This is a genomic window from Parapedobacter sp. SGR-10 (genome assembly GCF_011030405.1).
Lineage (GTDB): Bacteria > Bacteroidota > Bacteroidia > Sphingobacteriales > Sphingobacteriaceae > Sphingobacterium.
Window position 1 is genome coordinate 63,209 of sequence record NZ_JAAJTJ010000003.1, and the last position, 11,695, is coordinate 74,903.

7 protein-coding genes are annotated in these 11,695 nt (G+C 45.6%); 6 read left to right on the forward strand and 1 reads right to left on the reverse strand.

Features of this window, described 5'->3' with window-relative positions; genetic code table 11:
- Window positions 1-15: 15 nt before the first annotated feature.
- From G5B00_RS04345 to G5B00_RS04365, 5 genes are all read left to right on the forward strand, one after another.
- Window positions 16-2,322: a right-handed parallel beta-helix repeat-containing protein gene (locus tag G5B00_RS04345; protein ID WP_163872033.1), complete on the forward strand. Its 2,307-nt coding sequence runs from the start codon at window positions 16-18 to the stop codon at window positions 2,320-2,322.
- Window positions 2,323-2,332: 10 nt separating this feature from the next.
- Complete coding sequence (locus G5B00_RS04350; RefSeq protein ID WP_163872034.1) at window positions 2,333-4,645, forward strand: right-handed parallel beta-helix repeat-containing protein; 2,313 nt, start codon at window positions 2,333-2,335, stop codon at window positions 4,643-4,645.
- Window positions 4,646-4,687: 42 nt separating this feature from the next.
- A complete protein-coding gene (locus tag G5B00_RS04355; RefSeq protein ID WP_163872035.1) occupies window positions 4,688-5,908 on the forward strand; it encodes a glycoside hydrolase family 27 protein in 1,221 nt (406 codons plus the stop codon).
- 23 nt (window positions 5,909-5,931) lie between these two features.
- The gene (locus tag G5B00_RS04360) at window positions 5,932-7,431 is read left to right on the forward strand and encodes a sialate O-acetylesterase (RefSeq protein ID WP_163872036.1); all 1,500 of its coding nucleotides are present in this window, start codon (window positions 5,932-5,934) and stop codon (window positions 7,429-7,431) included.
- 89 nt (window positions 7,432-7,520) lie between these two features.
- Window positions 7,521-9,083 carry a sulfatase family protein gene (locus G5B00_RS04365; protein ID WP_240894383.1) on the forward strand — a complete coding sequence of 521 codons (1,563 nt, stop codon included), beginning with the start codon at window positions 7,521-7,523 and terminating at the stop codon, window positions 9,081-9,083.
- 196 nt (window positions 9,084-9,279) lie between these two features.
- Here the strand turns inward: G5B00_RS04365 and G5B00_RS04370 are convergent, their stop codons facing one another.
- The gene (locus G5B00_RS04370; protein WP_240894384.1) at window positions 9,280-10,299 is read right to left on the reverse strand and encodes a substrate-binding domain-containing protein; all 1,020 of its coding nucleotides are present in this window, start codon (window positions 10,297-10,299) and stop codon (window positions 9,280-9,282) included.
- 310 nt (window positions 10,300-10,609) lie between these two features.
- Here G5B00_RS04370 and G5B00_RS04375 point away from each other — a divergent pair, with 310 nt between their 5' ends.
- Window positions 10,610-11,626 carry a family 43 glycosylhydrolase gene (locus tag G5B00_RS04375; RefSeq protein ID WP_163872037.1) on the forward strand — a complete coding sequence of 339 codons (1,017 nt, stop codon included), beginning with the start codon at window positions 10,610-10,612 and terminating at the stop codon, window positions 11,624-11,626.
- Window positions 11,627-11,695 lie beyond the last annotated feature (69 nt).

Sequence of the window (11,695 nt, forward strand, 5' to 3'; positions counted from 1 at the left end):
ATTAGAAACGAGAATATGACAAAATCAGGTTTTGAGAAAATGATTGTCCTGTTTTTATTGACAGGGATATTTACGTCCGGATATGCCACCGATTTAAAAACGGTGATAGAGAAATCCGGGTTTTACGAAATAAAGGCCGTTCCAGATGGACAGTCCACAGACAAAAGTTTTACCCTTACCGTGGGAAACAGGAAAACCTACACCGATATTTTAACCAGAGAAGTCATTCCATTGGGGTTTCTTCCGGCAGGGTCGGTTGTTGATATGAAAACGGTTGCTCCGGCTACATTGTCAATTGTTCAAAAAGAGGTCGAAACGGTAAAATCTGCCAGGATCGACGTGAAAACGGGTACAACTGTACTTCACGAAGTGAAGCAGGTAGGCTTCTATGGTCTGGCAAACGCGGCATTTTCCGGTAAAAAAAACGGTAGCGGGTTGGATGTACGCGTGTTGGTCAGAAAACAGTCTCCGCTCTTGCGGCAGCAGGTACAAGCTGGAAAGACAATTTCCCTGGATACGGAGATCGGTTGGTTGCAACCGGGCGATATCATCGAGCTAGAGGTGGTAGGAGAGGGTAGTGCAAATGCAATATTGGCATATGATGTCCTTTATTTGGCACAGACCGATATCCAAAACCAGATTGAACAGGCTGTTTCCCGCAAAGAACCAACAGCTTACATATATCCCGGCCGTTACTATGTGCGACCAGATCGAAAGGCCGGCATGTTTTTGCATGACCTATCTGATCTTACGATCCATGCCTATGGTGTAGAGATGATTCTACGAAGGACATCCCAACGGATATTGGATGTCCAACGTTGTACGAACGTGGCCGTGAAAGGATTTGTAGCAGACAACGATCCGCTGCTTTTTCCACAGGGAACGATTGTGGCTGTTGCAGAAAATGGTGCATGGATAGATATGAAACTACATGAGGGCTATCCGGCACCCATGGCTAAAAAAAGTGGCCGTGCTATGGTACATGACCCTAACACCCGTCACCGTAAAAAGAATTCCCGGGATTTTGTCAGCATAGGAGTAGAAACACTAAGCGTAGACACTTATCGGATATTTACGGGTCAGGATAAAACCGGACATGGTTGGGAAGCAGAAGACTATGTCAGTCTGACCAATCCAGGCACGAGCTACAGTTGTTTTATTAATGAAAGTACGCGTTTCCGGTTGGTCGATGTGACACTTTATTCCTGTGCGAGGCAATGGAGTGTTTATGAGAAATTCTCTTCGGAATGCCTTTACCGCAATGTAGTGATGAAACCCGGCCCGCGTCCGTTGCTGGCCTCCGTGGAGAGGTTGCGCAGTACGCATTCTGATGGAATCCATAGCAAATATGCCGCTGTAGGCCCTCTGATCGAGAACTGTTATTTTGAAGGATTGGGTGATGATGCGGTTGCCATTCATGGCGGTTTCGGTGTGGTGCTGGGCGATACTTCGGGAGATGTGATTGAGGTGGGTGTTCAGGACAACTTTCTTCGTCCGGGAGACCGTATCCGGTTTTATACCGATTCGGGAGAGATTGTCCATCGCAAGGTGATCAGTGCATCGCCAAAGGAGCAAGATGCCGGCCAGATGCAAAGCCTTATTCACAAGCATTATCCCAACTTGAAGTACGTAAGGTTGTACCAACACGCATACACTATCCGGCTCGATTCAGTGACGAAGGTTTCAGAAGGAAACCTGATCGCAAATCTGGATCGCAACGGAAAAGGGTTTGCTGTTCGCAACAATGAGGTCAGGATCGGGCGGGCAAGAGGTTTTTTGATTAAAGCCTCTGATGGTGTTATCGAAGGAAACAAGATCAGTCATCTGGCTTTGCCGGGCATTATCCTCGCCGCGGAAGTGAATGATTTTATAGAAGCGGACGTGGTATCCAATGTAGTGGTGCGTGATAATATCATTGAATCTGTCAATGAGGGGAACCTTAGTCCGGACAGACAGATTCAGGCGGGCGGGCTTGTTGTCCTGTTTTTTGGAAAATACCGTGTCAGACACCGCAATATTCGAATTGAGAACAATCGGTTAATCAATATACCGGGCGTAAATATGCAGATTAGTAATGCAACCGATGTTCACATCGACCGTAATTTTTTTATTAACTCTCATCAGAGGGAAAGTGTAGCCGGTCAGGACGCAGGTGTGGACAACAGTGCATTGGTCTGGATAGACCATGCCGACGGAGTAACATTCGGCGATGGAAAAAACGCCAATTTTTACCGGAATAGCGGAAAGTATGCAGACAAATCGAACTTGATCCGCTCTACGGACAATACACAGAACATAAGAGGTGAAATATATAACAAATAGATATAAGCATATGATGAAATTGGGTTTTGCGAAATCGGCTGTACTTTTTTTATTAACAGGAATATTTATGTCCGGGCATGCCACCGATTTGAAAACAGTCATTAAAAAATCTGGATTCTATGAGATTAAGGCTGTCTCGAATGGAAATTCCACGGATAAAAATTTTACGCTGACGGTGGGGCAGCGAAAAACGTACAGCAGCGTCTTGACGGACGAGATTATCCCATTGGGGTTTCTTCCTGCAGGGGCGGCAGTCGATATGAAAACGGTTGCTCCGGCTACATTGTCAATTGTTCAAAAAGAGGTCGAAACGGTAAAATCTGCCAGGATCGACGTGAAAACGGGTACAACTGTACTTCACGAAGTGAAGCAGGTAGGCTTCTATGGTCTGGCAAACGCGGCATTTTCCGGTAAAAAAAACGGTAGCGGGTTGGATGTACGCGTGTTGGTCAGAAAACAGTCTCCGCTCTTGCGGCAGCAGGTACAAGCTGGAAAGACAATTTCCCTGGATACGGAGATCGGTTGGTTGCAACCGGGCGATGTCATCGAGCTAGAGGTGGTAGGAGAGGGTAGTGCAAATGCAATATTGGCATATGATGTCCTTTTTCTGGCACAGACCGATATCCAAACCCAGATTGAACAAGCCGTTTCCCGCAAAGAACCGATAGCTTACATATATCCCGGTCGTTACTATGTGCGACCAGATCGAAAGGCCGGCATATTTTTGCATGACCTTTCTGATCTTACTGTCCATGCCTATGGAGTGGAGATGATTCTACGGAGGACATCCCAACGGATATTGGATGTGCAACGTTGTACGAATGTGGCTGTGAAAGGATTTGTTGCCGACAACGATCCCCTGCTTTTTCCACAGGGAACGGTAGTGGCTGTTGCGGAAAACGGTACATGGATAGATATAGAACTTCACGAGGGGTATCCGGTACCTACCGGCAAAGCTGCCGGCCGCGCTATGGTGCATGACCCGGCAACCCTTTATAGAAAGAAGTTGGCCAAAGACCTCAATCCGACATCTGTTGAACAGCTCGACTCTACGATATACCGGGTTTCTATAGGAGCACGGAACCTGAGAGATCATGGTTGGGCACTGGGAGACTACGTGAGCTTGACCAATCCGGGAGCGGGTGGTAGCTGTTTTATTTATGAAAGCACGCGCTTTAAGCTGGAAGATGTCACGTTATATTCCTGTGCAAGACATTTCAGTATCTTTGAGAAATACGCGTCAGAAAATGTATATCGGAATGTAGCGATAAAGCCCGGTCCGCGTCCGTTGCTAGCTTCCATAAACCGTTTACGCAGTACACACTCGGACGGAATTCATAGCAAATACGCCACTATCGGTCCTCGGATCGAAGATTGCCATTTTGAAGCATTGGGGGATGATGCAGTGGCCATCAATGGAAGTTTCAGTATTGTTATGGAAAATTCGGGAGGAAACACAGTTAAAGTGGCCGCCCATGAAGAATCTTTGCGTGTAGGAGACAGGATTCGCTTTTATACGAGTTCGGGCGAGATACAGTATCGTAAAATTATCGGCGCAACGTCGGTTCGAGTAGAAGATCCCGCGGCTATGAGAGCATTTGTTGTCAAGCATTACCCCAGATTAAAATTCCCCGGAGGTTATAAATATGTGACATCACTTGAACTTGATTCCGTAACGCATGTTTCTGAGGGTAATCTGCTGGCCAATATGGACCGCAACGGAAATGGGTTTACCGTGCGCAACAGCAGGATAAAAAACGGTCGGGCCAGAGGAATTTTGATCAAAGCCTCTGACGGTGTGGTAGAGGGAAATCATATCAGCCATCTGGCTTTGCCGGGTATTATACTCGCTGCGGAAGCAACCGCATTTATCGAATCGGACATGGTATCCGATGTGGTCGTACGCAACAATATTATTGAATCCGTAAAAGAGAGCGCGCTTAATCCGGAAGGGAAAATACAGGCAGGAGGACTTGTCGTTGTCTTTGCCAACCAGACTATTAAAGGGCATCACCGTATTCGTATTGAGGGCAATCAGTTTATTAATATTCCCGGTGTGAATATACAGGTTAGCAATGCCACTGATGTTAAGGTTGACCGCAATGTTTTTATCCGTTCACACCACGAGGAAAGCCTTGCCGGAAAAAATGTTGGGGTAGATAACAGTGCGCTGATCTGGATGGACTATGTCGATGGAGTAACCCTTGGAGCAGGAAAAGATGCTAATGTGTACCAAAATATCGGTAAGTATGCCGATAAGGCTCATTTGGTTCGTTTTACGGAAAATGCCGAACATGTAAAGGGTGAGGTTTATCCCAAATAATCTATTGACGGAATATAAAAACAAGTAGTTGCGGAGAATAATATGCATAAAACATGGATTAAAATAACAGTAGTCCTCTTGCTACTACAGGGGCTGACGGTAGGGACACTTTTTTCGCAGTCTCAGCGTTTCAAGGATCTGGCTGCTACACCACCTATGGGATGGAATAGCTGGAATTGGTTCGGTAAGCATGATATCAACGAACAAATGATACGAGAGGTAATTGACGCTATGGTATCTAGCGGCCTTCGGGATGCTGGATACGACTATGTCGTCATAGATGGAGGTTGGCGTGACAGAAAATTGGGACCAAATGGTGAACTGTTGTGTCACCCCGTCAAATTTCCGAATGGCATCAAACCTCTTGCGGACTATGCACACAGCAAGGGGTTGAAGATCGGTGTACATACTGTACCCGGTACACATGACTGTGGAGGAGATCCGGTAGGAGGCTATGGTCATGAGGAGGTACATGTCCGGCAATTTGTAGACTGGGGACTTGATTTCATCAAGCTGGACAAATGTCAATTTCGGAAAGGAGGCTGGAACGAAGGCCTTGTCAAAGAGCTGTACAGCAAATGGAGTAAACTTATGCAGGAAAGTGGCCGGGATATGATCCTCAACATCAGTGCGTACGCGTACAGGGATTGGAATCCGGAGGTCAGCCAGATGTCTCGTACCACGCTCGATATCGCCGCTAAAGTGACCGGAGGTGCTAACTTTATAGACGAGAAACCTGTGAAGAACTTTCTAAGTGTCATGACAATCGCCGAGCAGAACAATGCAGTCGCGGAACATGCCCGTCCCGGCTATTGGAACGACCCGGATATGATGGTGACCGGAGAGCAGGGACTGACGATTGAAGAGCAAAAAGCACATTTTGCCCTATGGTGTATCATGTCTTCTCCGTTGTTTTTGGGTAATGACCCCCGAAATATGAGCGATGCAGAAAAAGAGATTATTCTTAACAAAACAGCCATTGCCATCAACCAGGATCCGACCGGACAGGGTACACGGATCCGACAACAGGACGATACAGAGATTTGGGCAAAAAAACTGAACAACGGAAAAACTGCCTTTCTGCTGCTTAACAGAAATCCGCAAAAGATGGCCACCGTGTCACTTCCCCTATCCGATATAGGTATCACAGGCAAAGTCCGCATACAGGATGTGTTTACCCAAAAACATATAGGGACATTTTCCGGAAAGTTTTCCCGGACAATAGCTCCTCGGAGTAGCCTATTTATAGTAGTACAGCCATGATAAGATTAAAAAGAGAACAAAAAATGAAAATTTTTAGTATTATATTTTTCGTGATGGCCACGCTAATGTGCCATGCACAATTGAGGTTGCCACACTATTTTGCTGACCATGCGATACTTCAGCGCGAACAGCCCATCGTATTCTGGGGATGGTCTAGCCCGGACAAAGAGGTATCGGTCTCCTTGGACGGTAAACATTACAAAGCTACCACGGGCAGGGACAGTATCTGGAGGGTGACCTTTCCGGCGAGAGCCGCTGGCGGTCCCTATAAGATATCTATAGAGGCCGATGTGGAAAAGATCGCTATCAATGACATTTATTTTGGTGATGTCTTCTTTTGTAGCGGACAGAGCAACATGCAATTTCTGATGGGAAGGGAAGCCTACCGATCGGACGAAAAACAAGATTATCCCTTGATTCGCTCTCTGCATGTCGCTCGGAAGACCGCCATATCCCCATTAAAGGACACTTACAAAGCCGAGTGGATCATCGCGACCAACAAAAACCTCAACCGTCACTCGGCCGTAGCCTACTACTTTGCCAAAGAAATCCACGAATCAGAAAAAATACCTATAGGTATCATTCATGCCTCCTGGGGAGCTTCTACCATCGAGACATTCATGTCTCCTGCATCATTGATGGATTTTTCCGAAGCAAAAAACCAGGTAGAAAAAATCACTCCAGAGTTTGTGGAAAACACGCGCAAGGCTAACGAACGCTTATTGCGGGAAAATCCGGGTGTCAAAACTCCTAAAGGCTTTGTCAATATAGATAATCGCTATCCCACTATGGTATACAACAATATGGTCGCTCCGTTTTTTGTCTATCCGATCAAAGGTGTGGTATGGTATCAAGGAGAAGGCAATGCCTTTGTGCCTATATGCTATGAATACGAAGGTATGCTCAGTAACATGATCACTTCGTGGCGTGCATCTTGGAAAAACAAAGATCTGCCCTTCTTCATTGCCCAACTTGCCAATTATGGCAAAGTTGTCGAAAAACCCGAAGCCTCGGCCTGGGCTGTGGTACAGGAGGCCCAATTTAAAGTGAGTCAGAATATGCACAATGTAAGGACTGCGATTACGAATGATATCGGCGAGGCGAAAGACATTCACCCTAGGAATAAAAGAGATGTAGGCAGACGTCTTGCCGCACAGGCCTTGGAACTGATGTATGGACACAAAGGGAAGGTAACACAAGGCCCTGTACTGAAAAAAGCTACACGCAATGGCCATGTATTTGAGCTTTCGTTTGAATATGTCGGTAGTGGGCTTGTGGCAAAGGACGGAGCTCAGGAACTCTATGGCTTTGCACTCGCAGGCGAAGACAATCAGTTTTATCGGGCGAAAGCAGAAATCAAAGGAAATAAGGTCATCGTGTACAGTGAACATGTGGCGAAGCCCGTATATGTGCGATATGCTTTTGAAAATAATCCGGAGAAAATCAATTTTTACAATAAAGAAGGATTCCCTGCCGCCCCTTTCCGTACAGATCGGTTGAAAGATGCCGTCAAGCGGGTTTGAGAGAGAAGAGAGGACAGAGGATAACTGACAATGAACAGTGAAATACGTATGATTACTATAATAAATATATGACACAAAACAAAAAAACAATGAACAAAAGACAGTATCACAAACCTATATTAAGCATAGGTATGGGGCTATTGGTAGCATTTTTTGCCAGTTGCAATTCAACAAAAAAAAGCCAGGGCAAGTCAGATTTGCCCAATATCGTCATCATCAATATGGATGATCTGGGCTACGGTGATGTGGGAGCATATGGAGCAGAAGGTGTATCGACACCCCATATGGACAGATTGGCCAATGAAGGTATCCGTTTCACGAACGGCTATGCCACATCTTCGACCTGTACACCCAGCCGTTTTGGCATGCTGACAGGTGTATATCCCTGGCGCAACAGCGATGCCAAAATCTTGCCGGGTACGGCGCCTTTGCTGATCGATACGGCACAGCAGACATTGCCAAAGATGCTTAGGAAGGCCGGATATCGTACGGGAATAGTCGGCAAATGGCATTTAGGTCTTGGCTCAGGCCATGTGGACTGGAATCAGCATATCTCGCCAGGCCCGAATGAAGTCGGATTCGATGAATCGTTTATCATGGCCGCTACACAGGATCGTGTGCCTACCGTATATATTGAAAACGGCCGTGTGGTAGGATTGGAAGCCGACGATCCCATTGAAGTAAGTTATGAGAAAAATTTCGAAGGACAGCCTACAGGCAAGGACAACCCCGAACTGCTGCGGATGAAATGGCACCACGGACACAACAACAGTATTGTAAATGGTATTCCACGTATCGGCTACATGAAAGGTGGAGAAAAAGCGAAATGGGTAGATGAGGACATGGCAGATACGTTTTTGGCAAGGGCACAATCCTTTGTGAAAGAACACAAATCCTCGCCGTTCTTTTTATACTTCGCCTTGCATCAGCCACACGTGCCCCGTACGCCACATCCGCGATTTGTAGGAGCGACCTCGATGGGACCTCGTGGAGATGTGATCGCGGAGGCCGATTATTGTGTCGGTGCTTTCCTGAAGACATTGGAAGAAGAAGGTTTGCTTGAAAACACGCTGATCATCTTTACAAGTGACAACGGTCCTGTGCTGAATGACGGATATTATGATGATGCTGTAGAAAAAGTCGGCAACCATCGCCCTACAGGACCGCTGCGTGGAGGAAAATACAGTCTTTATGAGGCTGGATTCCGTGTGCCTTTCCTGGTGTACTGGAAAGGAAAAATCCAACCGCAGGTATCAGATGCAGTCGTCTGCCAATTGGATTTCCTGGCATCGTTTGCGAAACTGACTGGTCAGCAGATCGAAGGTACAGACAGTCGTGATTATATGGATGTTTTGCTGGGCAAGAGCCAGCAGGGACGGGATGAGTTGGTGCTGGAAGCCAATTCAAGGACACTGTTGCGTGAAGGAGATTGGGTTATGATTCCTCCCTACCGAGGAGTTGCTGTCAACAAGCAGGTGAACATAGAATTGGGTAATTCGGACAAATATCAGTTGTACAACCTGAAAGAGGACATCGGTGAGCAAACAAACTTGGCGGAAAGCAACCCGGAGAAGTTGGAGGAAATGAAAAAACATTATAAACAATTGCGGGGAAATAGCCAAACGGAAGTGGGGGAGTTGGAGTTGAAATAATCGATGCTTTAATAATTAACGTGAATTCGGGATAAGGGATGGTCTTGTTTTTAAGACCTCGAAGAGGTCTAATGTTATAAGAATGATTTGTCTTTTTAGTATTCGATCCGCCAGCTGGCGGATCGAATAAATGGGACATATTTGGACTGTATGAATGTTGTCGGCTATACCAATGTTCTTGTCGGGATTTTAGTTTTTACAATGACTTTCTGATAACAACCTTTACCGGATCACGTAATGTGACAGCTTTTTCATTTAAAATAGCATTTGCAGCTTCTTCACCCATTTTATAGAAATCAGGACTGATGACTGTGATGCCTCCTTCCAACACCTCTTTTATAGCGGTGTCGTTATAAGAGATCAGGCCAATATCTTCGCCGAGTTTCCAGTCCTTCTCCCGGCAAAATTTGATAACATTCGCATCGTCTTGGTCGTACCGGTTAAACGTGATGTATGCATCGCCTTTTTTGAATGAAGGCCTCTCCACACTGTGGAAGATGATATGGTTCTTCTTGTGTTCCTTGGCGAATGCTTCAAATCCATCGATCAGGTCTTGGGCGTGAAAAGCCTCTAAAGGAGCGACAAGGACCAAACGTTTGTATTTTTCCAATTGAGGTAACAAGGTGACTAGCGAATCCACAAGAGCAGATTTATGATCTTGATAGATACTGCTGTATGTTCCTTCCAGACCATGTTCATGGCGGTCAATGATAATCCGTTTATGGGGCGGGATTTTGTTCAGGATGGATACAGGATTTTCGCGGAAGAAAGTAGTCACTACAAAATGGGTATAGCTATTCAGGTTCTCTTCCACCAGCTTCTCGAATACCTTAAAGTTATGATGATGAAAAAATACGTCTACTTCTGCTTGATTGTTTATCGTTTCCAAAAAACCTTGATAAACCCGATCACGCAGGATATTCATTTTGTCCAATATCAAACACACCCGATAAGGTTGGTCTAGTTTTAGGCGTTTGACGTAATATCCCTTGCGGTACTCTGATTCGATAATGCCTTTTTCTAAAAGATATTGCAAGCCTTTCAGCGCAGTTTTCTTGCTGATACGAAGATCGGCCGTCAATTGGTTGAGAGAAGATAACCTGTCATTGATGGCCAGTTTCTTTTGTTCTATCTGCACCATGACATAATCCACCAGTTGCATATATTTTAGCCGTTGTGTGCTACTTTCAGAAATAGAATCCGTTACTTCTTTCAATTTGGAGATGTATTAAGTGTAAAAACCCTTACAAAGCTAATAGCTTTGGTTGGTTAAAGCAAGTAAGACAACAGATTAGACCAAAGTTTAAGGTTTTTCTAGCGTTACAAAGGGGCCTTATTGTATATTTTTTGGAAAAAAGTTTGGTGTTTAATTTTTTATATCCTACATTTGGTTCATAATTATAAACTACACCAGACTACACCAGATTGTTTTGTTTGGTTTCCGATAGAAAATTAGTATAAACGTTATGTTGTTAAACCGTAAACTACCTCTTTTTAAGTTGCTTCTTTGTCTTTCAATGTTGCCGATGATTTCTTTAGCTCAAAAAGAATCTGATACCAATCTCCAAAGGGCTCTCGAACGTCATGACAAGGCTGTTCGGGTATTTGGTGGTACGATGCGAGATCCGTTTGTCACGCTAGCACCGGACGGATATTATTACCTGGCCTGTACACGTCCCTTAAAGACATTTCCGAACAGCCTGCCCGGCATGCAGTTTTTCCGGAGCAAAGATCTGGTAAGCTGGCAAAAGCTGAGCCCGATATGGGAAGCGAAGGATTCGGAATATGGCAGGGAGTTGATGGATGCGGCAGCAAAGCGGAACACACATGCGGGGATATGGGCCCCTGAAGTACATTTTATCGATGGGAAATGGGTCGTTGTGAATACCTCGAATATGCGGATGGCAAATATATTGGTCACAAAAGGAACAGACTTGACAGGACCATACACTGAGCCCATGGGGCTGAATGTCGGTTTTCACCGTGATCCTACCATTTTTGTGGACGATGACGGTACCAAATGGATGCTTACCGATGCGGTGGAGATACATAAGCTAAAGCCGGATTTTTCAGACTTTGACGGTTTTCGGAAGCTGATCGGTCCCTCGGATCGGATTCTTGGGCACGAAGGTGTATTTGTAACCAAGATAGGCAGTAAATACGTGATGTTTGGTACGGGATGGAGTACGGACAATATGCGCCGGGGTACTTATAATCTATACTATTGTGTGGCCGATCAAGTGACAGGCCCTTATGGCCCAAGGCAATTTGCAGGAAGGTATCTGGGGCATGGCAATCTGTTTCAGGACAAGAAAGGTCGCTGGTGGTGTACGGCCTTCTACAATGCCGACCATCCCACGCTGACGCCGGAGGAGGCTGCGACAACAGACATGAGCAACTCGGCATATACCATCAACAAGGGTGGGCTCACACTTGTACCTATGGAGGTTTATGAAGAAAATGGGCAGGTTGTCGTTCGGGCCAAGGATGAAGCCTATCGGTACCCTGGTAAAGATGAAGTGCAAAAGTTTGATATAAAATAGAGGGATAAAAGTTATGAAGGTGATGAAGTTCGATCCAAGCGTCACGATCATAACTTACTTCACTTAAAT